General features: G+C 58.4%; 20 protein-coding genes and 2 pseudogenes. 2 read left to right on the top strand and 20 right to left on the bottom strand.

What is annotated here, in order from left to right; all coding sequences use genetic code 11:
* The 13 genes and pseudogenes from RFN30_RS07910 to RFN30_RS07970 all read right to left on the bottom strand — a co-directional run.
* Positions 1 to 2,310: hypothetical protein (locus RFN30_RS07910; protein ID WP_320261561.1), on the bottom strand; the 2,310-nt coding region annotated here is incomplete at its 3' end.
* 306 nt (positions 2,311 to 2,616) lie between these two features.
* A pseudogene (locus RFN30_RS07915) lies at positions 2,617 to 2,954 on the bottom strand (hypothetical protein); the annotation flags it as partial.
* A 324-nt stretch (positions 2,955 to 3,278) separates the two neighbouring features.
* Positions 3,279 to 4,313 (bottom strand): EscU/YscU/HrcU family type III secretion system export apparatus switch protein, encoded by a 1,035-nt coding sequence (locus RFN30_RS07920; RefSeq protein ID WP_320228529.1) that lies wholly within the window; start codon positions 4,311 to 4,313, stop codon positions 3,279 to 3,281.
* Positions 4,310 to 5,131, bottom strand: a complete 822-nt coding sequence (gene sctT, locus RFN30_RS07925) for a type III secretion system export apparatus subunit SctT (RefSeq protein WP_320223469.1) — start codon at positions 5,129 to 5,131, stop codon at positions 4,310 to 4,312. Before sctT ends, RFN30_RS07920 begins: the two co-directional genes overlap by 4 nt.
* A gap of 8 nt (positions 5,132 to 5,139) precedes the next feature.
* Positions 5,140 to 5,415 carry an EscS/YscS/HrcS family type III secretion system export apparatus protein gene (locus RFN30_RS07930; protein WP_320216873.1) on the bottom strand — a complete coding sequence of 92 codons (276 nt, stop codon included), beginning with the start codon at positions 5,413 to 5,415 and terminating at the stop codon, positions 5,140 to 5,142.
* Positions 5,416 to 5,417: 2 nt separating this feature from the next.
* A complete protein-coding gene (sctR, locus tag RFN30_RS07935; protein ID WP_320261562.1) occupies positions 5,418 to 6,083 on the bottom strand; it encodes a type III secretion system export apparatus subunit SctR in 666 nt (221 codons plus the stop codon).
* Positions 6,076 to 7,125 carry a type III secretion system cytoplasmic ring protein SctQ gene (gene sctQ, locus RFN30_RS07940; RefSeq protein WP_320261563.1) on the bottom strand — a complete coding sequence of 350 codons (1,050 nt, stop codon included), beginning with the start codon at positions 7,123 to 7,125 and terminating at the stop codon, positions 6,076 to 6,078. Before sctQ ends, sctR begins: the two co-directional genes overlap by 8 nt.
* A gap of 58 nt (positions 7,126 to 7,183) precedes the next feature.
* On the bottom strand, positions 7,184 to 7,717 hold the full coding sequence (locus RFN30_RS07945; protein ID WP_320261564.1) for a hypothetical protein: 534 nt from the start codon (positions 7,715 to 7,717) through the stop codon (positions 7,184 to 7,186).
* A complete protein-coding gene (sctN, locus tag RFN30_RS07950) occupies positions 7,693 to 9,051 on the bottom strand; it encodes a type III secretion system ATPase SctN (protein WP_320223462.1) in 1,359 nt (452 codons plus the stop codon). The genes RFN30_RS07945 and sctN overlap by 25 nt, the downstream gene beginning before the upstream one ends.
* A complete protein-coding gene (sctL, locus tag RFN30_RS07955; RefSeq protein WP_320223461.1) occupies positions 9,048 to 9,668 on the bottom strand; it encodes a type III secretion system stator protein SctL in 621 nt (206 codons plus the stop codon). Before sctL ends, sctN begins: the two co-directional genes overlap by 4 nt.
* Complete coding sequence (locus RFN30_RS07960) at positions 9,665 to 10,285, bottom strand: nodulation protein NolU (RefSeq protein ID WP_320223460.1); 621 nt, start codon at positions 10,283 to 10,285, stop codon at positions 9,665 to 9,667. The genes sctL and RFN30_RS07960 overlap by 4 nt, the downstream gene beginning before the upstream one ends.
* A 24-nt stretch (positions 10,286 to 10,309) precedes the next feature.
* Positions 10,310 to 11,155, bottom strand: a complete 846-nt coding sequence (sctJ, locus tag RFN30_RS07965; protein ID WP_320223459.1) for a type III secretion system inner membrane ring lipoprotein SctJ — start codon at positions 11,153 to 11,155, stop codon at positions 10,310 to 10,312.
* Positions 11,156 to 11,164: 9 nt separating this feature from the next.
* The gene (locus tag RFN30_RS07970) at positions 11,165 to 11,725 is read right to left on the bottom strand and encodes a nodulation protein NolB (RefSeq protein WP_320261565.1); all 561 of its coding nucleotides are present in this window, start codon (positions 11,723 to 11,725) and stop codon (positions 11,165 to 11,167) included.
* A 131-nt stretch (positions 11,726 to 11,856) separates the two neighbouring features.
* Here RFN30_RS07970 and RFN30_RS07975 point away from each other — a divergent pair, with 131 nt between their 5' ends.
* The gene (locus tag RFN30_RS07975; protein WP_320261566.1) at positions 11,857 to 12,561 is read left to right on the top strand and encodes a nodulation protein NolW; all 705 of its coding nucleotides are present in this window, start codon (positions 11,857 to 11,859) and stop codon (positions 12,559 to 12,561) included.
* 251 nt (positions 12,562 to 12,812) lie between these two features.
* Entirely contained in the window at positions 12,813 to 14,726 is a 1,914-nt protein-coding gene (locus RFN30_RS07980) for an HrpF/NolX family T3SS translocon protein (RefSeq protein WP_320251067.1), read from the top strand.
* A gap of 742 nt (positions 14,727 to 15,468) precedes the next feature.
* Here the strand turns inward: RFN30_RS07980 and RFN30_RS07985 are convergent.
* The 7 genes and pseudogenes from RFN30_RS07985 to RFN30_RS08015 form a co-directional block, all read right to left on the bottom strand.
* The gene (locus RFN30_RS07985) at positions 15,469 to 16,047 is read right to left on the bottom strand and encodes a CpaD family pilus assembly lipoprotein (RefSeq protein WP_320223456.1); all 579 of its coding nucleotides are present in this window, start codon (positions 16,045 to 16,047) and stop codon (positions 15,469 to 15,471) included.
* Between the two features lie 8 nt (positions 16,048 to 16,055).
* Entirely contained in the window at positions 16,056 to 17,501 is a 1,446-nt protein-coding gene (locus RFN30_RS07990) for a type II and III secretion system protein family protein (protein ID WP_320262064.1), read from the bottom strand.
* Positions 17,502 to 17,530: 29 nt separating this feature from the next.
* On the bottom strand, positions 17,531 to 18,217 hold the full coding sequence (locus tag RFN30_RS07995) for a winged helix-turn-helix domain-containing protein (RefSeq protein ID WP_320261567.1): 687 nt from the start codon (positions 18,215 to 18,217) through the stop codon (positions 17,531 to 17,533).
* Between the two features lie 4 nt (positions 18,218 to 18,221).
* Entirely contained in the window at positions 18,222 to 18,479 is a 258-nt protein-coding gene (locus RFN30_RS08000; protein ID WP_320261568.1) for a hypothetical protein, read from the bottom strand.
* A gap of 902 nt (positions 18,480 to 19,381) precedes the next feature.
* Positions 19,382 to 19,798: pseudogene (locus RFN30_RS08005) on the bottom strand (SDR family NAD(P)-dependent oxidoreductase); the annotation flags it as partial.
* A gap of 175 nt (positions 19,799 to 19,973) precedes the next feature.
* Positions 19,974 to 21,008, bottom strand: coding sequence for a proline racemase family protein (locus RFN30_RS08010; protein WP_320236364.1), 1,035 nt, complete (start codon positions 21,006 to 21,008; stop codon positions 19,974 to 19,976).
* 146 nt (positions 21,009 to 21,154) lie between these two features.
* A complete protein-coding gene (locus RFN30_RS08015; protein ID WP_320261569.1) occupies positions 21,155 to 22,414 on the bottom strand; it encodes an NAD(P)/FAD-dependent oxidoreductase in 1,260 nt (419 codons plus the stop codon).
* Positions 22,415 to 22,420 lie beyond the last annotated feature (6 nt).

Genomic DNA, 22,420 nt, shown 5'->3' on the forward strand with positions numbered 1-22,420 from the left:
ATCCCAAGCCCCCTCGAACGGAGTATGCGGAGCTGAGGAAAACTCTTGAAACGAGCTGGCCTGCTGGGCGCCTGCGAAGGCCGAGGACGAGCTAGGCTGCGCAAGGTCTTTTTGAATGAGGTCTCGCAGCTGGTTCCAAGACGGGTCGGCTGGAGGCAGGGGGAAAGGCGACAAGGAAGCGGTTTGCGCCGCCGCTTTGTGTGCGCGGCCTTCATCCTGGCGCCAACCCGCCTGCCCGTTGGCGGCCAAGCGCAGGACCTCGTTTGCTGCGGACATCTGTCGAAATCTCTGAAAGAAGCTCCACGCGCTGCGGAACCCACGTGATTCGTTCTTCTTGTACTCTTCAACCGCACGGTTCAGCACCGCAGGTTCAATCCGGGCAACACCCTTACCAAAGTTCTCAGTGAGCCAATCATTGAAACGCAGCAAAACAGGTCGATAATTCCTAATCGTTCTCCCGTAATATCCTTTACTGGCGGCTTCGTTACAGGCAGCCTCAATCACTCTGGTGTCTTCGGTGACAGGACGATGGTCTTTGGTGACAGGACGATGGTCTTTAACTGTCACCCGCTGTTCGGCCTTGGTCTGCCGGAGCCTTCTCAACGCTGGTGTTATACGCCAGGCCTCGCGGCCCGCATAGGCTTTCGCCAGCGCGTCCAACTCCGGACTTTCAAGCCGGTCGGCGATTTGCGTCCGGTGGTTCTGCGCAAGCCATTTGCTGAACTTACGCAGCGCCACGATGTCGGTCTTCACCGTGTGTGAGTTTATTTTGTCGGCGGTAGCTTTTGCCTCGTAGGTGGCAAAGAGTTCCTCATCGTCCCTGCTACTAGGTTTCCGAGCGACGGTCATCCGCTCTCCGGCAGATGCTTGCCGGATTCTAATCAACGCAAGGTTGATGTGACGGAGTAGTATGGGATCGCTGCCCGCGAAGTCCCTAGCCAGGCTGTCCAATTGCCGATCCTGAATCCTGCCACTGATTTGGCTCTGGTGGTTCTTTGCAAGCCATGCGCTGAACTTACGCAGCGCCGCTAAGTCGGTCTTCACCGCGGTTACGTTGCCGGCTGTGGCCTTTGTGTGGTAGTCGGCGAAGACCTCGTCATCCTGCGTGACCGGTCGAGCGCCCCGAGCAACGGTCACCCGCTTTCCGGCAGATGCTTGCCGGAGTCTGGTCAACGCAAAGTTGATTTGACGCAGTAGTAGGGGATCGTTGCCCGCGTAGTCCCTAGCCAGGCTGTCCAATTGCTGATCCTGAATCCTGCCGCGGATTTGGCTCTGGTGGTTCTTTGCAAGCCATGCGCTGAACTTACGCAGCGTCGCCAAGTCGGTCTTCACCGTGGTTTCGCTCACTTTGTCGGTTGTGGCTTTTGTGTGGTAGTCAGCGAAGACCTCGTCATCCTCCGTGCTAGGTCGATTCCGGCCAACTATCACCTGCCCTTCGGCCTGGGCCTGTCGGAGCCTGCCCAATGCTGAGTTGATTTGACCAAGTAATTTGGTATCGCCGGCCGCGCAGAGCTTCACTAGGCTGTCCAGTTGCCGATCGTGAATCCGGCCGGCGATTTGGCTCTGGTGGTCCTTGGCAAGGCGCACACTGAACTTCCGCAACGCCGCTATGTCTTTCGAAATCCTGTTCTGGCTGATTTGATTTCCCTTGGCCGTAGCCAGCCTGCGGTAGGTGTTAAAAAGCAGCTCGTCTGGGTGGCGGCGTTCTCGCTTACGCAGCAGCGCAGTTCGCTGCAGGAGGACAGCTTGGTAGCGCGCCTCGGTCGGCTCTGTGGGAGGTTCGCTGATTGGACCGCCCGGTTGATTGGCCGGAGGCTGCCCTAAACCTGCCCGGGGAGCGCGAGGTAGGGGGCTGTGGGGAGCGCTTCTCAAAGGGACGCTTGGGAGGTTGACCGGCGGTGGCAGGGAAGCCAAATCTTGCAGGCAAGCACCTCCAATCGCTGGGTCGCCTGCAGACACCGACACAGCATGGCCGCCGGACTGCGGAAGCTCCTCCTGATCGACGTTTGGGGCAGGCGAGTTGGTCACGCCATCAATTCCCTGCCAAAACTTCGCCGAAGCGAAACTTTCAGCCGGTAAGCGGGCACCGCGATCGGCGGCTGCAAGAATCTCCTCGTGGTAGACACTTGGCGCAGGCGAGTGGGGCGGTGGACCCGAGGTTGGATTGACCTGCCGAGGCACGCTTCCTTGTAACTCGTTCAGGCGCTGCTCAAAACTCCTCTGCTCGACCTGATGCTGTTGCAACCCTGGCTCATCTCTTCGGACGGGATCTGAGGCGGGGGACGCACCGATATTGTCGAAGAGATCCATCCTACTTCCTTTGCAAGTTCCGAGCACTTCAAGCGGTTCTATCTCTACGGTGCTTGGCTTTCGACAATCTGACGGAGGCAGCAATGCAGTGGAAGCCATCGTCATTCGGGCGCACGAGTTTTGAGATGGACCGTGGCGGGACTTTTCATGAAACGAGAGGAGTCAATTTCTCATTTCGCCCGACACCTCCGGTTCGATCGGAGACATTTGCGCATGTTGGTTTTGGAGACAATTGCAAGATGCGCCGGCTGTCGCTGGCCCACGGAGGTCGATCGGTCGATCATGGCGATCTGCCGACGGCAGCTACGCCAGGAACCAGCGCTGTGCAATTTGTACCGCAACTGTCTCGGCCTCTGCCCAGAGTACCGCGTTCCGTAACGGCTCGCCATCTCCGCATAGGTTCTGTTGAGACCGGGGTCGCAGCGATCGGAGTTGGTTACGGCGGCCTTGAGATTGTCGCGCTTTTGTGTCCCGAACGGTTATGTGCCCTGAGAGGCATAATATAACCAGAGACCAGGAACTTCGGCACGCCACCCAGAAGAGGTTCGTGTGCACGCCGATCCGGTCGGGCAGGCTCTCGCTCGGGCAACGGTTCGGAAGACAGTGTAGTTTGAGGCGTCCATCGCTGCTACGAGCAGCGAGAGGCGGTGGCGCGGTGGATCTTGAGGTGACCGAGCATGCGCTCGATCCGGTTCACTGTTTGGCCGGATCGATTTTTCCGCAGGTAGACAGGTGATCAGAAAGCAGCGAATGGCGCCTATCAACACACACGCAAGGCAAGTGGCACATGACTTGTGACGGCGGACCGAGCGCGCTGAGTAGTAACGGTAGTCCCGATGGTAGCGAACATTGCGATAATTCTCCAAAACATGCGAGGTCGGCCGGACACATAGACGGTTCTGGATTGCCCATGGCCCATAGCGGCACAGTAGCCTGCGCAATAACAGAAACCGATTTTGTATACTCGTCTAGACTAACCCAGCGGCATGGAGTGCTCTAGCAACTGGCTCGAAATACTGCATAGGAACAGGTTTTCCTAACTTGGTTGTTTGGATGAGCTGACGCGCTAGGCCATCATCGTCGACAATACTTAGACGTAGCGCCTGCGCCGCTCCGAAGATAGGTGAAACGGCCTCGCCCTCGCCGCGGCAAACCAAGACCGGCACCCCAGTCTCGCCCCTCACGTAACGCAGACCGACCAATATCGCCCGCCCTCTCAAGATCAATGTGGCGTGATGCACGCCAAGCGGAGGTTCGCTAGCCATCTCTTGACGTAGGCGACGTTGTTCATGCTTCAACTCTGGCGTACCTTCTTGTTCCTTCCTTTCGCGCTTGACCTCGGTCTCAGTCATTCGCATGTCGCGCAAAAACAACCAGCGTTGGAGCAGGAGATCGATCAAGCCGCCGACCAGAAGTGCACCGGCACCAATCCCGACCAGCAGTTTCACCTCCGTAAAGACGAAGCCGAGGCACGAAATGCCGCAGACCGGCAGATAGACCATCGTTTTCCACATGCCCAGAATAGAAAAAAGAAAGATAGCGCCGAGGACTAATAGCTTCACCAGCGCCTTGCCAAGGTCGGTTAAGGAGCGCACCGTCACAATGCGCTTCAGTCCCTGAAAAGGATTGATTTTTTCAAACTTGGGCGCCATCGGCTCGAACGAGAAGAGTAGTCCACCGTTAGAGATGAATGCGGCCGAGACCGCCGCGGCGGCTACAGTTCCAAGCAGCGGGCCGACTGTCGTCACGGTGAGTTCGGTCAGGAGAATTAGCGCTTGCCCGACAGCGATATTGAAAGGCAGATCCTGCAGCTTGTCGGTCAATAATACCGCTTCGATGCATTTGTCTTCGATCGCGCTAGCTCTTAACCACAGATAGCCGAGACCGGCGCAGGTGCCGACGGCGCGGACGAAATCGGTGTTGCGCGCAATCTGCCCCTTCTTGCGTGCTTCGCTTAGCTTCTTGTGAGTGCCCGGGTGTTTCTTCTCTTCGCTCGTGCTCATTTCAGCATCTTTTCGAACGCCTCGAGCCCGCCTTTGGCCTGTGCGATATCTGACGCCATGGCGTCGATGAGATACGCAGTGTACGTGACCATAATGATCGGAAAGCCGATATTTTTGATTGTCGGGGAAAGACGGTTCGACTTGAGTTGCGGGGCAAAGCGGGTAAGGATCATTATCGAAATGTCAACTAGCAACAGAAAGGCCACGACAGGCCCGGAGACTAGTAAACTCGTCACCATAATCCGGTCGAGGAGGGCGATTAATTCCATTGCCCCTTGTGAGGTCAGCGTGGGGTAAAATTGATATACGGGCCAGATTGAGTAGCTGCCATAAAGGCCGCCGATCATGATCTCCAGACCTTCCGATGCGACGAAGATCGTGATCGCTGTGATTCCGAGAAAAAGTCCCATCGCGGATGCCTGAGTGTTCGTCGCGGGGTCTACCGGACCGACTTGGCTGGTGATGCCGCGCTGGGTGTCGACAAGCTCACCGGCCGCCTGGAGGCTCCATATCGGGATTCCGAGCGGAATCCCAAGTAGCAGCCCGACAAAAATCTCCTTCAAACCGAGCAGTGTCACTTGGATGAAACGGGTATCAGTATCGAGCAGCTGTAACCCGTCTCTGATGGGTGCCAAGCACGGTAGCCCGAACGCGACAGCAAGGCATGTTCTGATCAGCCCGCCAATTTGAGACCGCGTAAATACTGGCAGGACCAGCATAATGCCGACAGCGCGAGCCGCAGCAAGACCGGCGGCGATGATGAGTTCGATGGCCGCATGGATGAGCATTTGGGCGTCGGTGGGTGACCAACCAGACATCATGAAGGCTAGTAACTCGGTATAATCGCGGGAAACTGGGAGAACACGTAATCGGCTTGCTCGATGAGCGGAGCGCTTAGCACAGGAGCAAACAGAACAATGATCGCAACAACGACCAATAGTTTCACTGTCAGGTGCAAGGTTTCGTCCTGAATCTGTGTTGCCGCCTGGATAATGCCGATGCCCAGGCCGACAACCACAGCGGCAATGAGTGGCGGCAGAACCCAAATCATGAAAACGATTAAGGTTTGGCTCATTTGGGCTACAATGCTGGCCTCATCCATGCTCAACCTCCCGGTGTTGTATAACTCAACACAAGTCCGTGCATTAGTCGGGACCAACCATCAATAGTAACAAATAGAAATAGTTTGAAAGGGACAGCTATCATTGTGGGTGATACCATTGACATGCCCATCGCCATCAAAATCGTGGTTACGATGAGATCGATGCAGATAAACGGAAGATAAAGAAGAAAGCCAATTTCGAAGGCACGCTTGAGTTCTGAAATTAGAAAGGATGGTACGAGAATGGCGAAATCATCAGGTGTCGTCCTGGTGCGCATTTCCTCTGGCCAGACTTGTTTGGTCGACGATAGGAAAAATCGACGCTGCTCTTCGCTTGTGAACTTCTTGAGATAGCCACGCAAAGGCTCTCGTCCCTCTTCAGCAGCGGTAACCCAGTCGTCGAAGGTCTTATAGTGGAGTTTCGGGTCCGTGACGCGCGCATAGGTCTGCTCGATAACAGGCGCGCTAACGAAAACGGTGAGAATTAATGCCGTCGCGTAAAGAACTATATTGGGGGGTATCGTCTGCGTCCCGAGCGCGTTGCGGACGAGGAAGAGAACCACAGATATCTTTATAAAGGCCGTGGTTGTGACGACTGTGAGCAGCAGCAGACCCAGCCCAGCCGTAACCGCAAGAAGCGCCAGAATCCCGGGTTGGATCTCACTCATTGCATGCCAACCCGCCACGTAGCCTGATTCCAAGCTCGTCGCCGATGCGCACGATGTCGCCACGGCCGATACGCCGGCCGTTGGCAACTATATCGATCGGACCGTCGACCGGCCGACCAAGTTCGAAGATATGCCCTTCGCCGGCACTCCTCAGTTCCCCTAGCGGCATCAGCCAGCGGCCGCATTCAAAAACCAGAGTGATTTCGATATCGTCGAGCTCGGCATCCGATGGCCCTTGCTGCAATTCCGGTTCTGTCATGATGTGCGCACTCTCCAAGGGGCATGGTTGCGGGCGGAAAGGCCCCCGCTGGATCAGGCGGTCGTCCGCAACATCTGCCACGGCCCAGAGCCGGCCCGCAGAGAGGATGATCTGATCGCGGTGGAACGGTAATACGTCTGGTATCAAAGCATCACCGGCAGATGTTTTGCGAATAAGCGCCGCCGGAACGCAAAGCGAGCCGATCTTTCCTGCAACCAGGACCGGGAGCTCTGCGGGTAATTCGCACGGTTGTGGCGGCAACTGTCGAAGCAGATCTCCCAGGGCGTGGAACGCGAACGGCACCGGGCCATCGAGAGGCGAGAATAGGCACAGACGAGCTTTGCCGTTGATCGGGCCGCAGGCGACGTCATATTCGAGATAGGGAGGTGGCATGGTGGCTTCGCGCAGCTGAGCCAGTAGCACGTCCTGCCGTGTCTGAGCCTCGAGTCGAGCGATAAGCGGCTCAAGTGCGAGTTCGAGAACCAGTGAACCGGTTGGCTCGGGAGGCAAGCCAATGCCGCTCTGCACGGTCGAGATGAGCCTCTCTATCAGTGCACGGGAGATCGACAAGACGATCGTCTCATCTCCGAGCCGCCAAATGCACTCGAGCATCGGAATGGGAAGCGATTCCGGCTGCCAGACAAGCCGTCCTATTCGCACCGATAGCGGCTCGTCGCCAAGTCGGCACTGAAAAGGCTTGCGGGGGTGTGCGCACTCGTTGAGCCACGAGACGACGTCGTGGGACAGACTTAGCTTTGGCTTCAGTGAATCGTGTGTGCTCAAAGTGTTTTCGGCTCTACAAGACGGCACCATTGCGACACGACAAGAATGCTAGCGGTCATCAGATTGACTTGCCCGCCACATCGGTGAGCGAGACACTCGGGTACCGAAGCAGGATCTCATCCTCGGCCTCCGTCTCGGCTGCGGTCTGAGAGTGGATATCGACGCCGCGCCGGACGTCGTCCTCAATTTGTTGCCACTTGTGCCTTGCCGCCGAACAGCTGATCCAGTGCGACCTTGCCTCAGACGCCGCTGTCTCGGTCTGTTCCTGAGCGATGCAGGCGTTATCAAGCGTCTTGCGCCTCGAGGCGACCTCAGCCTCAAGGCGCTCTATGTGGAGATGGCCTTGGTCGAGCGTCTGGATGGACAAGGCATCAAGCGATGCAAACCGTTGGTAAAGCTCCATTTCCGCCCTTGCGCAGTGTTGTTGTGCGATTGCAAGCTCGCGGGAAGCATGCTGTGCGGCCTCGGCCGCTAGGTGGGCCTTAGCTTCCTTTTTGGACAGCTCACGAAGGGCGCTACGCTCTCGCATATCCTTCAAAAGCCGCAAGCTCGTAGCGTGGAGACAATTCATGCGGTCAGCTGCAACATCCATGCGAAGGTTTCCTCAAAGTCGCTCGCCTCGTCTTCTCCCTGACGCAAAAATTCCTGCAGGTCGCCGATCGAGTCGATAGCCCTGTCAGTAAGCGGATCGTTGCCTTGCTTGTATTCGCCGACCTTGACCAAAAACTCGGACTCGGCATAGCGCGAGAGGAGATCACGGAACGTCGATGCCGCCTTGCGATGTGCCATAGACACGACCGCATCCATTACGCGGCTGCGACTTTGCAGCACATCGATCGCGGGGAAATGGGATCGCGCAGCGATCGTGCGTGAGAGGACGACATGGCCATCGAGAATGCCGCGCGATTCTTCTGCGATGGGATCCCCCACGCCGTCACCTTCGACAAGCACTGTATAGAAGGCCGTAATTGAGCCACGCTCGCCCATGCCCGCGCGCTCCAGCAGGCCTGGCAGCATGGCAAACACGGAAGGCGGAAAGCCTCGCCGGGTCGGCGGCTCGCCCGCAGCAAGTCCGATTTCGCGCATGGCCCGGCAAAAGCGCGTCAAGGAATCCATCATCAGAACGACGCGTTGTCCTTGTTCGCGAAAATGTTCGGCAAGTGCGCTTGCCATGTGAGCACATTGCGCCCGCTCCATTGCCGAGCGGTCGGATGTTTCGACCACAACGATCGTACGACGAAGAGCGGCTTCCCCAAGGTGTCGCTCAACGAATTCGCGCACTTCCCGCCCGCGCTCGCCAATGAGGGCAACTATGTTAACGTCGGCGGCCGCGCCCTTTATGATCTGCGATAGTAACGTTGACTTGCCGCAACCAGGCTCTCCATAGATCCCGATCCGCTGGCCTTCGCCGCATGTCAGGAGACCATCCAAGGCGCGGATGCCAAGTGGGAATGGTCGCTCGATCATGCGCCTTGTCATGGGGTTGGGCGCCTTGCCCCGAAGCGGGCGCGTTTGGCCGGCTTTGAGAGCGCCTTTGCCGTCGAGGGGACGGCCAAAGCTGTCGATCACGCGGCCAAGCAAATCGGGGCCGACTGGCACTTCATGCATTCGACCGCTAGCAACCACTTCTGCGCGACTGGACAGGCCCACCATGTCACCGATCGGGGTGAGCAGCACGCCATTTTGAAGGAAACCGATCACCTCGGCTTCGAGAGAGCGTCCGGTGCGCGGATCCTGCAACAGACAAAGTTCCCCAATTCGAGCATCCGGCAACACGGCATGGAGCACCGTACCGACGGCCCTAGTTAGGCGTCCGCGCACGACACGCGTGTCGATATGCTTTGCGGTCGATCTCAGAGACGAGAGCGCCGCATCCATTGTCCTGTCTACAGCCGGACTGCCGCGTTGTGGTAGCAGTTCGGTCATAGCTCGCCTTGTTCAGCATGCAATCCAAAGCCGAGGCGCAGCGCCCGCAATTGCGCATCAAGTCCAAGATCGACATTGCCATAGTCGCTCCACAGCACGCATTGCTGCGGCGACAGCGCCGGATCCGGATCAACTCGAACTTTCGGCCGGCCTTCCCGTCCATCGTACGCAGCGAACTCGCCTGCGACGGCATCGGCTTGCGTGGGACACACCTTAAGGCGGACTTCCGCGCCGCCTTTCCGTTCGATCGCGTGGCGAACGGCGCTCACCAACAGCTCACCGGGGTCAAAAGCGCCCAGCAGGTCGCTTACGATCTGCATGACGAGTTGTGGCAATTGCTGCTCCAGGGCTGCCCTTTGGCGTGCCGCTTCAGAGACGGACTGCGCAATTAGCCGTGCCATTTCCTCAGCGCCACGATTCATCCCCTCACTACGTCCGCGCTCCCGTTCCCGCTGATAAGCTATGCGGGCCCAGCGGCGAACCCGCAGCAGATACCGTTCCGCCGCCGCGCGCGCCTCAAAGGCATTGTGCCAGATTTCGAGCTCACTGGCCGGGACCAGCGGCCCGACGGGGCGCATCCGCGGAGCGACCGGCGCTACGATATCGTCGAGCGTCATATCGCCGGGACCTCCGTCCTCAGATACGACAGCACAAGCGAAAACAATTGGTCTGCGGCATCGCGGTGTTCGGTCGCAGGATTCTCGGCCGCGGTCCCGACGGGCAAGCGTAGGAACACCCGGTGGCGGTCGAGCAAAGAATGCTCATCGAGCCAAACCCCAAGACAGGCTAATCCATCGTGTTCAATCCGTTGGGCGAGTTTTTCCGGATCCGCGATCAAGCTGGTTGAGATCGCCTGCGCCTGGTGTCGGATGCCAAACGTATGCGCTTCAGCGCCGATACGTTCGATCAGAACGGCAAGTTCAGACTTGGAAACCAGCTTCAGCAGCGAACGGGCATGCCAGATACTACCGGCAAACACAGCAGCTTGGCGCGGATCATGCCCATGCAGAAGGTCCGGCCCCCAGCCGCTTCCATTCAGGTCCATTCCATCGTCGAGGAGTAATTTTGCCAGTCTTGGCTGCAGTCTTTGGTTGTTCTGCAACCGCACCAACGTCGCAGCCGACAAAGCCGGGTCAAGGCGTGCAGCAAGGCGGGTCGGATGAGTTGAAGCGGCAAGCTCGCCCAGGACCGTAAAAGGCAATTTGAAGGAGTCATCGTGTTTGAAGGTTTGCATCCGTATTTGCACTGGGAATACCTCCTATGTGGCATCGCCGATGGTGTTTTTACGAGCGGCCCCGATTGCTGAAACACCCGAGCGCCCCTCGATCCTGGCTCGTTGCGATGGCTGCCTCCGCCCATAGACAAGAGAACTGGCCAAGTAGGACAGCACCGCGAATACTGCCACGGCGAGACCCACAATGACCGCCAGAAGTGGCACCGGAATTGATTTAGCTGCCTGGGTCAAGGCAGGCCGTTGCTCAACTGCCGGCCGTTCCGCCGGCACGAATACGACCTCTACCTTGTCGTAGGATAAGCCTTGGATGCTGTTTGCAACGAGCATCTTTATCTGCGGCAGCAGAGCCGAGACATTTATGTTGGCATCGTGGCGGACGAATACCGAGGCCGAGGATGGTGTGGCGCGCTCCCGCAACAGGTCGTTGTCAGGCAAAACAACATGGACACGTGCTGAGAAAACGCCATCGATTTCGCTAATGGTATGCGACAATTCTTCGTTTAACGCATAGACGTAACGGGCGCGCTCCTCGGTCGGCGAGGCAATCAGGCCCGATCCTTGGAATATTTCGCCGAGATTCTTGAAAACCTGACGCGGCAGCCCCTTCGCATTCAACAGGTTGATTGAGAAGGCAACCTGCTCATTTTCGACCTGGATCGTGCTGGTCCCATCCTTGGCGGCGACGCGGACCGCATCCACGCCGTTGTCAAGCAAAAGCGCGAGCATCTCATTGGCATCGCGTTCCTGCAATTTTGTGTAGAGATCGTCCTTGCAACCGCTCAGAACCAAGAGCAGCGGCAAAACATAATGACACGATCGCCGACCAGCCGGGCGGCGATCAATGCCTTCGCCGTGCGGTGACGCGATCATGCGCCTCGTTCATCCTTGTTTTATTAGCGTATTCACGGATGACGTAGCGCCGCTGATACTCTTGGTGACAAGGGAAACCTCAGTGACGGCGCTGTATACTTCCCGCAGACCGGCAATCATCGCTTCGAAATTCTCCCTTCCTGGCGGAGCGCCTGACATGCGCATTCCCGACCCTGCTTGGGAAGGAGACTGCTCCACCGGCCCGAGTAGGACGTCCTTCACAAGGGGTACCTCTTGGTCGGGCGTGGCAGGTGCCACGGCGTTGTCCCTATACAGCGATGAAAGGGTCTGGAGCACGCGGTCGCCCAATGGGCTCGTCTCGCTTGTCGCGCGCGGAACCTCCAGGACTGGAGCAACAGGCCCCGCCCCCGCCGTCGCCGACGGGCCATCGTTTTTAATCGAGGCGACCGCCTCTACAAGTGCGCACTCAAACTGGGCCTGCTCGCCGCATGCTGACGTTGGCCCTACCCTAGACAGGTTGTCCGCAAAATTGGCAGAGATGGACGTAACACCAATTGTCATGCAAAGACTCAGTTGTTCTGTTTGAAGTGTGATGAGTTGATCGCTCATCACCCGCTATCGAGCTTCTCTCCTAGGGAGGCGAACTGACGACAAGCTGACGAACTGGCCACGAAGCGTCATTTAAAGGCCACGTTCGGCGTCCAGGTCAGCACGAATTTCAGCCTTCGATTGGGGACAAGATGCCGAGAAAGTTAATCCAGTCTACCATTCTCCACATTGGGATGAGAGTTCTCTTTCTCGGTGTTCTTCTCTCCACCGGCATTCATGCGACGCTGGCGGCCCCGCTGTCGCTGCCGTCAACGCCTTATAGGTATACAGTTCTGGATCAGGACCTGTCTGCCGCTTTGCGAGAATTCGGCAACAACCTCAATGTCGACGTCGACGTCAGCTCCGAGGTAAAGGGGCGCATCCGCGGGCGTATGCCGAGTATGTCGCCGCGCGCGTTTCTGGACCGCTTGACCGATCTCTACGATCTCCAATGGTATTATGATGGGCTTGTGCTCCACGTAACTGCTGCGAAAGAAGCGCAGACTCGTATGCTGGTTTTGACTTCGGTCCGCTTCGAGGTGTTCAAGGCGGCCCTTGATGAGCTTGGAATTTCCGACGAGCGCTACGTAGTGAGACCGGCACCGGGAAAGGGCCTGGTCATGGTTTCCGGCCCACCCCGCTTCATTGTGCTTGTGGAGCAGACGTACAACGGTCTCGTAGCCGAGGCACAGGCGCGACCTCACGACACCGGGACGCCTCCAAAGGAGACGGAACTGATGTTGTTTCGTGGCTCCTCGACCGTGGTCGTTCGCGATGGGCGACCGGAAGGTCCGTTCTCTTCCGAAGTGCCGCATCAGGACAGCGTCGTCCGTGAGCCTGCACAGAGCCAGAGATGACAATTGAGGATACACCGCAGCTTCCCGCATGAAGCAACACGGCGGCCATACGCTAGCAATCGCGCGTCCTTCCGCACTCGTCAGCTGTTCGACAGCTGAAGCTTGTAATCGGTGTTGTCGCTGACGAGGAACTAAGAATCGGCAGCATTGATAGCCACGCGTTAGTCATGCGGCCGGCGTTCGTCGGGAACGACAGTGGCACCAGGTGACGCAATTGTGGCGGCTTTTGATCTCAACTGTGAGGATGCACGATGTCGCTTAACCTTTTGGCAGCAAATAGCTCCACCCCCGCCCCCTCCCCACAGGCCTGCTCGGGCCCGGAACCTTCTCCACAAATTGTCGCCCAGACCGGGCAAGGCGCGTTTCTGCCCTTCCAGGCGATGCTGTCCAGTTGCTCGCCGCAGGAAAACGCTCCCGATTCCTTCGCGCAACTGGGCCTGCCGCCAGCGAATTTGAAGTCGGCCATGGACGAATTCCAGCAGCACCCGCTGGACGAACTGTCGCCAGATGTGAAGTCATCGCTGCAAGCCTTGCGACAGCACCCGCTCGAGCTCATGCCACCCGCTCTGAGGGAGGCATTGAAATCAATGGATCAAGCCCTCCCTGCAGTCGCTTCGCCTCCCATCGCGCCACCTCCCATCGCGCCGGCGCCGATAGCGGGCACGCGGATCACGTGGTGTGGCGGCAAGCTGACTGAGCCAGAGCTGCAGATTGTAGCGGTGCTGAACCGCCATAAGGACAAATGCCCGCTCAGTTGGGATTCGCTGAGCGAGCTAGCCAATGATCCGTCCACGCCGCCGGATCTTAAGGCTGCAATCGAAAGCTTGCAGCAGGACCCGGAGCTCTTTTATGCCATCGGCTCGCAGGGTGATGGCCGCTGCGGCGGCAAGATCAAGGCAAAGGATTTGTCCGGGTTCTCAGACCTTCACCCACAAGTCGCCGCCTTCCAGGACCAGCAGGCACGAAGCTACGAGCAGAACTACATCCCATCCGACGGATCTGGAAATGGTCAGCCGACGGTCATGACCTTGAACGATGCAGTGCGCGAGCTTTACCGGTACTCCGACAACCTACCCGAGAACCTGAGCTTGGCTGATTTCCGGCAGATCGTTGACGGCACAGCAAAAACCGGCAAATGCCCGCCCCAAGTCACTGCGGCCGCCCAATACTTCCTCACCCACCCGGATTCCTGGAAGCAGTTATACGGTGGCTCGATCGATAAGGTCCACAAATACGACTTCCTGCAAGTCGCTTCATCGTCGATGAGCCTCACGCAACCCGAGCTGAACACGCTCGATATGATTAACCGCAATCAGCAAGCCTTTTTTGGTAGCGGTGTCCTGACCCGGGACAAACTGGCGAAGATGGCGGACGACAAGAGTCTCAGTCCAAAGGTACGACAAGCGGCGTCGCAGCTGCTGTCAGATCCCTTATTGTTCGGTTTGCTGAACAATTCAATTACGGGCTATAAGACCCATCATCGGTTCTTCGATTTTGGCGGCGGACATACTGTCGATTCCGGCAACATCAGCAACCGGGACTTCGCCAAATTTTATGACGATATGACCGTTGCGAACCGCACGGTTCAGCAGGCGAAGGCCCATGTTCCCAAGACCGCGGCAGATCAGGACGCGGTCGCGGATATGAAGATGGGTGTGGCGGACCAGCCCGATACCAAGTCTGCCAAGAAGAATGGCGGGGCTTTTATGCACACCATCGACGGCGTGCTCAAAGTGGGTTCCAAAGTTTTTGATTGGGCCGCGACGGCTGTGGGCCTCCTCAGCTTCGTTCCGGGCCTGGGTCAAATCGCCGATGCCGTTTCAATGGCGCTCGAGGGGGCGTCGCAAGCAGGGAAACTCATTCATACCGCTATTAGTGGAGGCAACATTAAGAAGGCATTGGCCGAAGCAGGGCTCGATATCGCTGCTCAGGCTGTAGGCCTTGTCGCTGGCCCCGAGGTCAAACTCGCGATTCGCAACGGGCTCGCGAAGGCGGCGCTGGAAGAGGCCTTTACGGCCGGCGTCAACCTACCGGTCGAAGCCGCCAAATCCTACGCGGAGAATTATCTAACCGATCTGAAGGCAAGCCTTGAGGCTGGCCCCATGCAAGCGGCAGGCGTTCCCGACTTTGTAGGTATGGCGACGCTGGCTCAACGCGTGGCCTGACAAAGCAATCCGCGTCTCCTTCGGCGCGGATTGGCCTATCCTGCCAATCAGCGGCTGTACAAACTTTGTCGCTTGATTGGTGGGCTAGGTGGCGACAGGGTGAACCCTTGGACGTGACAGATCGTGCATTGCATCGTCGGCGCGCCATCCAAAAACGATTTTCGTGAATCCTTCGGACAACAGTTCCGCGGGTCGATCGCCGACGCAGAGCGTAGCTCTACTCGATCCGGTGCCTGAGAGTGGCCTGGCAGGAAGGCGAAGTCTGTCCGACTGCGATAGCGCCCCCCAATGAATGCGCGGCTGACTTTAGACTGATCTTCCCACGACCATTGCCATTTGCAGGCGTGGGTTGACGAGGAGGAGTTGTCGAACAACGCGCGAACTCCTCGAGCGTCAGAGCCGGAGCACCATAGCTATCCCGATCACCTTCTGCACGTGGTACAGGCGGATCGAAAATGTGACACAGGACAGGAGGTATTTCACGGCGGCGGCGTGAGAAGTCGATCAGTAATTCCAACGAATGCTTCATCCCAGGGCAACCCAGGCAACATTCTGACAACGCTCTGAAGGGCTTTTGGGGAGAGGTTCCTCAAGTCCGATCGTCTAAATTTAATCGCCGCCCGGCATAGCCCGTTGCGTAATGCCTCCATCGATACCGTTGGCACCCAGCGACCATTCCTGCCCTTGCGCAACCGCCGTCATGCGTTGCCTGGCGGCGTATGTGCCATGGCCCCAATTGCTGTTACTTTCCCTGTTCTGCGCTGCTGGTCTTGCCCGTCTCGAAGGTCCTGTATTTGGCAACCGGGATAGCCGCGCGATCACCGAGACTTGGCCTGACAGCGTTGTTGTCGATCAAGTCGCGCGGATCGTTGACCATGACCGCCAAATTGCGACGAGTCGAACAGCCAAGCGTCCGGTCGAAGGAACTGTCATTGGCTAAAGGACCGGAAAATGGCGGACAGTCAGGAGGGAGGCTGTCGTAGACAATCGCCTCTATTCGCGCTGCAGAACGGTGGTGCTGTTCAAAGAGGCGGATGTTGTAGCCGTCAACTCCCATCTCCATCACCTGACTGGCGATCTGTGCGCCGAGCCAGGGCGGGCCGCTGATAAAAAGATGGACGGCATCGCTCCGGCCACGGCTGGCGCTCGCAATGAAATTACGCAAACGCTGCCGTTCGACAGCGCGAAGGCTCTGCAAGAACAAGACCTTGTTCTCCTGCCGGACAATGATTTCGGTCGATGACTCAACCGGCGAGGAGCTTGTGCAGCCACTCACGCTTGCGCTCAGAGCGACCAGGAGGCTTGTGATCCGCATCATCATGGGCGTTACTATTCGATGATGAAGCCGTCCAGGGCGCCTGAGCCGCCGGGAGCGTGGTCTTGCGGCGGATTTTCCGATGAATTCATCGGAGTGGCCTCCACGTCGGAAGCTGAGCCGAGGCGATCGGTGGGTGCGCTCATCTGCTTGGGATTTGATCCAGGCCTCACGATGTAAGGTGTGACTATGATAACCAGTTCCGTCTCCTGCTTTTGAAATGATGACGAACGGAACAGCGCGCCGAGGATCGGCAAGTCGCCCAGCCAAGGGAAGGCGCGAATATCAGTATTGACGCTACGCCTGATCAGCCCACCGATTGCAAAACTTTGACCGCTGCCGAGCTCAACGGCGGTCTCGGCACGCCGCGTGGAGATGGCAGGCACGGAAATACCGTTGATTTGGACGGCACCTTGCGTCGATAGTTCACTGGCTTCCGACTTCACGCGAATATTGATCTGCTCGTTGTTGAGAACGGTTGGCACGAACTCCAGGCCGACGCCGAAGTGACGGAATTCAACCGAGACTTGCCCACTCCCCTGCACGACCGGAATGGGAAATTCACCGCCGGCCAGGAAGTTGGCGGATTCACCGGACATCGCGGTGAGATTCGGCTCAGCTAAGACAGAAGCGACATGCTCCTTTGCAAGCGCGTCGAGAACCGCGCCAAGGCTGACATTGCCATCATTGTACGCGACGCCGGCCGTACCGCCGCCGCTCGCCGCACCAGAACCGGCACCTTTGCCGCTGGCCAAACCCACTGTCAGATTGCCGATCTTGCCGAAAGCGGACAGGTTGATACCGAGTTCCTTCATGGCGCTACGGGAGACCTCAGCTACGCGCACACTCAGATTGACCTGCAACGACCCAGCGACTTGAATCTCATTGACGACCTGCGCACCGTCACCGAGAAATTGCTCAGTGACTTTCGTTGCGGTGTCGACGACTTGGGCATTGGGCGCTGTCCCGCTAAGGATCGCGCCGCGCGGCGTATAGCTGACGTGGATTGGATAGTCGCCGACCCGCGTCCTCAACATGGCGCGCAGATCCTCGATCGGTTCAGTGACAACAATATGCAATTGCGCGAGAGCCTCCCCGTTGGCGTCCAAAGCGAATAGGCTGGTCCGCCCGGATTTCTTGCCAAAGACGAAGACAGTCTTATTCGAGGGTGCCTGAAAATCTGCGATCGTCGGATCGGCAATAAAGATGCTGGCGGCTGGCGCGGACAAATGAATTGTCTTGCCAAGCGAAGAGGAAAGCTTCAGCGTGCCGTTGATGCTATTGGCAGCGGCACGCGGTTCGCCTTCGTACCGCTTGTTTTGGGCCGTAGCAGAAAATGGGAAGAACAGAATGAGCGCGCAAAAAAGATAGGCCGAGCAAGGACAAACCATACTTCTCAAACCGCCAATGACGGTCGACGGACGATTGGTGGCAGGATGGCCATTAGGAAGGACTTTCAAGGCAATCTTCGCTTTCAAATGCGACCAGCTTAGGCAGATGGTGCGTCAGTCAATTCAAGGATGTAGCCAATGCCACGCGCTGTGTTGATTCGCAGCGTTGCCCCTGACTGACTCAGATTTTTGCGCAAGCGATAGATGCCGACTTCGAGCGCGTTGGCCGAAACTTCATCGTCGAACGCATAGAGGCTATCTTCTAGCTGCGCGCGTGGAACAGTGCGACCTGCGCGGTTGAGTAGATGCTCGAGAATACACAGTTCGCGGCGTGCTATTTTTACTACCTGGCCCTCAACGAAAACTTGTCGGCCGATCGGATCGAATTGCAGGTTGCCAAATGCAAGGGTGGGGTCGGTAATTTGTGTTGAACGCCGCAGAATGGCTCGCATTCTGGCGATGAGCTCTTCGGTGCAGAAGGGCTTACGCAGGAAATCGTCCGCACCACCGTTGAAAATCGCGATACGTTTTTCGAGATCGTCGACACTGCTCATGATGAGGGCAGGAACCGAATGCCCGTTGCTCCTTAACTGTGCCAGCCAGGGCAAGCTATCACCGTCCGGCATGACCAACTCCAACAGGAGAATGTGATAGCTCGCGCAACAAAATGCAGTGGATGCCTCGTCCAGGGTACGAGCCACATCAACGGCGAAACCGCAATCCTCGAGCGCCCCCTGTATTGTGCGTGTAAGGTGGGCATGATGATCAATGAGCAGCGTTCGCATTTCATCACCAATCAAGCACGTCAAAACATGGGTCCCGAATAGTGCGCGGTTTGTCGTGGCAATCGGGTAGAGGGTAGTCAACGCCCTCTTGTCCGAAGATCTGGTCTCTCCTTGCGCCGTAAATGACCTCACCGGACGGGATGGACTCGTGGCCGCCGCGACCGTCGATCCAGTCAACGCCCTGAGGCTGCTCGATCAGATCGTCGCTCTCACTGCTGAAGAAGGTATCGGGTCCGGTCATGCCGCGAAGAGCGTTTGCCATCGGACATACTCCTGATAATGGCCCCCGTGGCACTTTTAACCTTTACTTTGGATTCTTGAAAATCGATTGCTTGGATATTGTTCATCCACGTTTCGGATGGATCACATTTCGCCCTTCCACTTTGCACTTTGTGTGATCTCATGAATTCCATGTAGCTATAACTTCGAATTTTGAGGCTAACCAGGGCAGACGCGACCTGTGAAGCACTGGATCAAAATAAGCCTGCCGCCAGTCCCCTTTCAATCGGCGAGTCCCTGCCGGGTTCGCGGATTGACACGCATTTGTAACCGGCCATATTGACGGCCCAATTCTCGATCGGGGGTTCGGGTCCTGAAGGCCGCAGAATCTGCGACCGAGCAGTAGCTTCATGAGGTGGTCCTGGCCACGAGCCGGTTGAGTTTCTCAGCGCAAGAGTCACCCGAACGCGAACTCGGCCTACCTGAACGCACTGCGCGCCTTCGAGGCCAGACAGAGACTATATTGTCGTGTTCGAGGTGTGGCGCCAAAGGTGGACACTTCGGATTGGCAGCGCCGACGCAGTCGGTGATCGGCGACCGCTGATATGGCTGCAAGGGGCCAAAATTCCCGGCCGGGTTTCGGCTGGGATTCGCGATAGACGGAACCAGCGCCCGCGACCAGGAGGGATTAGTTGAAGGCGGGGGATGGTGGTGACGATCTCCTCCAGAACCTTCGCCTTAATCTCGTCGGGTGTGAGGTCGGGGCCGCACGGAATCAGATCGTGCTTCTTGAGCCACCAGATCGGTAGCTGCTCGGCGTCGCAGTAAGCCAGGTTCGCCTTGATCTGCGATCCCAACCGTGGCGCATCGTTCGTCTGCGGTGTGATCGCTCACCGGATGTTGGTGAACGCTGCCGCTCCCCAGTTTGCCGATGCGGTGCTCGTCATAACTGCCGCCATCGACGTCGAGCGTCGCACCGTTGACCGAGGCCTGCGATGGGCTCATCACGAGGCGACAAGTTCGAAAACCTCGGCCGGCAAGGCCATCTCGCCGATCGGAATGTCCGCCACCGCGGTTTGCTTGCCGTGCGCCGCGACAAAATCGTCAGCCATGTCGGTTCGCACCCAGCCGGCGCGATTGCAACGGCCGTTACGCCATCAGTGCCGAAGGAGCAGCAATGGACTTCGTCAGATTGAAGGGCGCTGCCTTGCTCGCGCCGTAGGGCATTGGCATCCCCGAGACGGACGGCGCGGCTCGCCATATTGACGGTGCGTCGCCCGCCGTTGTCTTGAAGTGCTGGATTGCTTCCTTCCGAGATCGGCGGCGGCAAAAAAGCTGAAACTCCTTGTGCCAAGCCGACTGTCAGCGGCGCCAATGCGCCGGCCGCGCTTCGGCGCTTAGCTTGTGCGACCTTCGTAAGCGATGGGACGGGCTCCTTCCGCGGCAAATTTTCGACGATTACCGCGCCGATATCGCCGGATTCCGCCATAACGAGAACAGTCTAGGTCGCCAATCAGCTTGCCCATCCTTGTCTCACTTACGTCAACTGATCGACCTGGGGTCCCCAAGTGTCGGAGAGCACAAAGCCAACAGGGAATGGTTCGTCGTCCGCAATCCGCAACTCCGAACGGCCGAAGACATAACCACGACCTGTGACGCGCGGCAGCACGGCCTTGCGGCCGCCGATTTCCGCTTCGCCTATCGCCTCGGCCGTGAACTCGCCGCCGATGATGGACCGTGAGATGCGGGCATCGCCGACTTTCACCAGGCCGCGTGCAAAAAGCGCCGCGAGGTTGGCGGAACTTCCGGTGCCGCATGGCGAGCGGTCCACCCGGCCCGGCGGCAGCGTCGTGCAGGTACGCACCGCGCCATCGGGCTCGTGATCGCGGAACATGACGTAGGCAATCTCGTCGACACCCGAGAGCGTGGGATGGCTCACCGTCACCTGCTCCGCGAGCAGGCGCTTGAGCTCGATACCGGCTTCGGCGAGCCCGCGCGCGTTGGATGGCTTGATGGCAAGCCCGATCTGGCCCACGTCAACCAGAGCATAGTAGACGCCGCCGAACGCGACATCGACCTTGACCTTGCCCCATTGCGGCGTGTCGATTGCTTGGTCAAGCAGCTCCGCGAAGCTCGGAACGTTGTCGAGGCTGACGGACAGACAGCGTCCGTTATCGCAGCGCGCCCGCGCCACGATGAGGCCAGCAGGCGTGTCCAGCCGCACGACCGTCTCGGGCTCGTGCATGGCGACGCATCCGCTTTCGAGAATCGCCGTGACGACGCAAATGCAGTTGCTGCCAGACATGGGATGAGCCTTGTCTGCCTGCAACACGATGAAGCCGGCATCCGCATCGGCTCGAGTCGGCGCGACCAGTAGGTTCACCGACATGGCCACATTCGCGCGCGGTTCTCTGGTGACGATGCGACGCAGGCTGTCATCCACGGCGTTGATGTGGTTCATCTTGTCGAGCATGGTACTGCCCGGGATTTCCGGCGCGCCGCCGGTCAGCACATGACCAAGCTCGCCCTGGCAATGGACGAGCAAAAGTTCGAGGGATTTTTCGAAGCGCATGTGCCGGCTCCTACCAGGCCCAGGGGTCAGTGACGTATTTCGTTATGACCTGAGTGTTGCCGCCCTTCACGGCTTGAACCCATTTGCCATCGATATAGAGTTGGCTACGCATGGTCCTTCCCTTCCTGTGAGCATTGCGGCGCTTTCTAGAAGCGGTTGACGCGATAGGGATTCATGTCGATGGGCGGCTTGGCGCCTTTTATGAGATCGGCCATCAGTCGGCCGGTGGTCGCCGCATACGTCAGTCCCAAATGCCCGTGCCCGGTTGCATAGAAAACATTGCGATGCTTCGCGGAAGGTCCCATGACTGGTACCGTGTCGGGCAAAGCAGGGCGGTGCCCCATCCATTCGCTGGCCTCGTCGACCGTCAGGTCCGGCAAGGCTTCCTTCGCCCGCTTCACCAGCACCTTGGCACGGCGATAGTCTGGCGGAGCTTCGAGGCCCGCCATTTCCACAGTGCCGCCGACGCGTATGCCACCGGCCGTAGGCGTCACCATGAAGGCTTTGGCTGGCCAGATGATCGAGTGGCGCATCGAAATGCCCGGGGCCATGATCTGCGTGGAATAGCCGCGCTCGGTTTCGAGGGGAATCGGTTCGCCCAGCTTGGCGGACAAACCGGCAGTGTAGGCCCCGGCGGCAAGCACGACGCGGTCGGCCTCGAGGCATCGTCCGTCCTTGAGCCGCAGCGCGGAGATCCCTGTCTCACTTTGCCCGAAGGCCACTACATCGCCTCGCACGATCGTGCCGCTGAGCGCCTGGAACGCCTCGAGCAGCGCTACCACGAGCTTGTACGGATCCGATATCGAACGGTTGTCGGGGAAAAGGACTGCCTTGCCGATCTTGTTCGCAAGTGCCGGTTCCAGTTCGCGGATTGCATAGCCATGGAGCACCTGGTGGCGCAAACCGAAGCGCTCGAGGATCTTAATATGCTCGCGGTCGGCGCGAAATTCCGCCTCGTCGGCATAAAGGCTAAGGCAACCCTCGGCACTCAGCATGTGCTGCAGCCCGGTCTCGCTCAGAAGCGCTGCCAGGTCTTCGTGTACGCGCCCGCAGAGCGCGGCACCGGCGGCTTCCAGTTCGCGCAGCTTCGACGGCCAGCTGGCTGCGAGAAAGCGCAGGAACCACGGTACCAGCCTCGGCATGTAGGCGGGGCGGATTCGCATCGGGCCTTCCCGATCGAGCAGCCATTTCGGCATTTGCGCCCAGACGCTGGGTCGCGATGCCGGCATGAACTCGGTCACCGCGATGCTCGCCATGTTGCCGAAGGATGCACCCCTGCCCGGCTGATTTCGATCAATCAGAACGACGCTCTCGCCGCGTCGCTGCAACGTGTAGGCTATCGTGGTGCCGATTATGCCGGCGCCAACGACCACGGTCTTTGAGTTCGGTTGTTGCGATCGAGCCATGCTAGA

Source organism: Mesorhizobium dulcispinae (assembly GCF_033977345.1).
Classification (GTDB): Bacteria; Pseudomonadota; Alphaproteobacteria; order Rhizobiales; family Rhizobiaceae; genus Mesorhizobium; species Mesorhizobium dulcispinae.

What these genes read in the sequence shown, in the direction of transcription:
- RFN30_RS07920 (WP_320228529.1), bottom strand. Translation starts at nt 4,313, where the DNA reads ATGAGCACGAGCGAAGAGAAGAAACACCCGGGCACTCACAAGAAGCTA.
- sctT (WP_320223469.1), bottom strand. Translation starts at nt 5,131, where the DNA reads ATGTCTGGTTGGTCACCCACCGACGCCCAAATGCTCATCCATGCGGCC.
- RFN30_RS07930 (WP_320216873.1), bottom strand. Translation starts at nt 5,415, where the DNA reads ATGGATGAGGCCAGCATTGTAGCCCAAATGAGCCAAACCTTAATCGTT.
- sctR (WP_320261562.1), bottom strand. Translation starts at nt 6,083, where the DNA reads ATGAGTGAGATCCAACCCGGGATTCTGGCGCTTCTTGCGGTTACGGCT.
- RFN30_RS07945 (WP_320261564.1), bottom strand. Translation starts at nt 7,717, where the DNA reads ATGGATGTTGCAGCTGACCGCATGAATTGTCTCCACGCTACGAGCTTG.
- sctN (WP_320223462.1), bottom strand. Translation starts at nt 9,051, where the DNA reads ATGACCGAACTGCTACCACAACGCGGCAGTCCGGCTGTAGACAGGACA.
- sctL (WP_320223461.1), bottom strand. Translation starts at nt 9,668, where the DNA reads ATGACGCTCGACGATATCGTAGCGCCGGTCGCTCCGCGGATGCGCCCC.
- RFN30_RS07960 (WP_320223460.1), bottom strand. Translation starts at nt 10,285, where the DNA reads ATGCAAACCTTCAAACACGATGACTCCTTCAAATTGCCTTTTACGGTC.
- sctJ (WP_320223459.1), bottom strand. Translation starts at nt 11,155, where the DNA reads ATGATCGCGTCACCGCACGGCGAAGGCATTGATCGCCGCCCGGCTGGT.
- RFN30_RS07970 (WP_320261565.1), bottom strand. Translation starts at nt 11,725, where the DNA reads ATGAGCGATCAACTCATCACACTTCAAACAGAACAACTGAGTCTTTGC.
- RFN30_RS07975 (WP_320261566.1), top strand. Translation starts at nt 11,857, where the DNA reads ATGCCGAGAAAGTTAATCCAGTCTACCATTCTCCACATTGGGATGAGA.
- RFN30_RS07980 (WP_320251067.1), top strand. Translation starts at nt 12,813, where the DNA reads ATGTCGCTTAACCTTTTGGCAGCAAATAGCTCCACCCCCGCCCCCTCC.
- RFN30_RS07985 (WP_320223456.1), bottom strand. Translation starts at nt 16,047, where the DNA reads ATGATGATGCGGATCACAAGCCTCCTGGTCGCTCTGAGCGCAAGCGTG.
- RFN30_RS07995 (WP_320261567.1), bottom strand. Translation starts at nt 18,217, where the DNA reads ATGCGAACGCTGCTCATTGATCATCATGCCCACCTTACACGCACAATA.
- RFN30_RS08000 (WP_320261568.1), bottom strand. Translation starts at nt 18,479, where the DNA reads ATGGCAAACGCTCTTCGCGGCATGACCGGACCCGATACCTTCTTCAGC.
- RFN30_RS08010 (WP_320236364.1), bottom strand. Translation starts at nt 21,008, where the DNA reads ATGCGCTTCGAAAAATCCCTCGAACTTTTGCTCGTCCATTGCCAGGGC.
- RFN30_RS08015 (WP_320261569.1), bottom strand. Translation starts at nt 22,414, where the DNA reads ATGGCTCGATCGCAACAACCGAACTCAAAGACCGTGGTCGTTGGCGCC.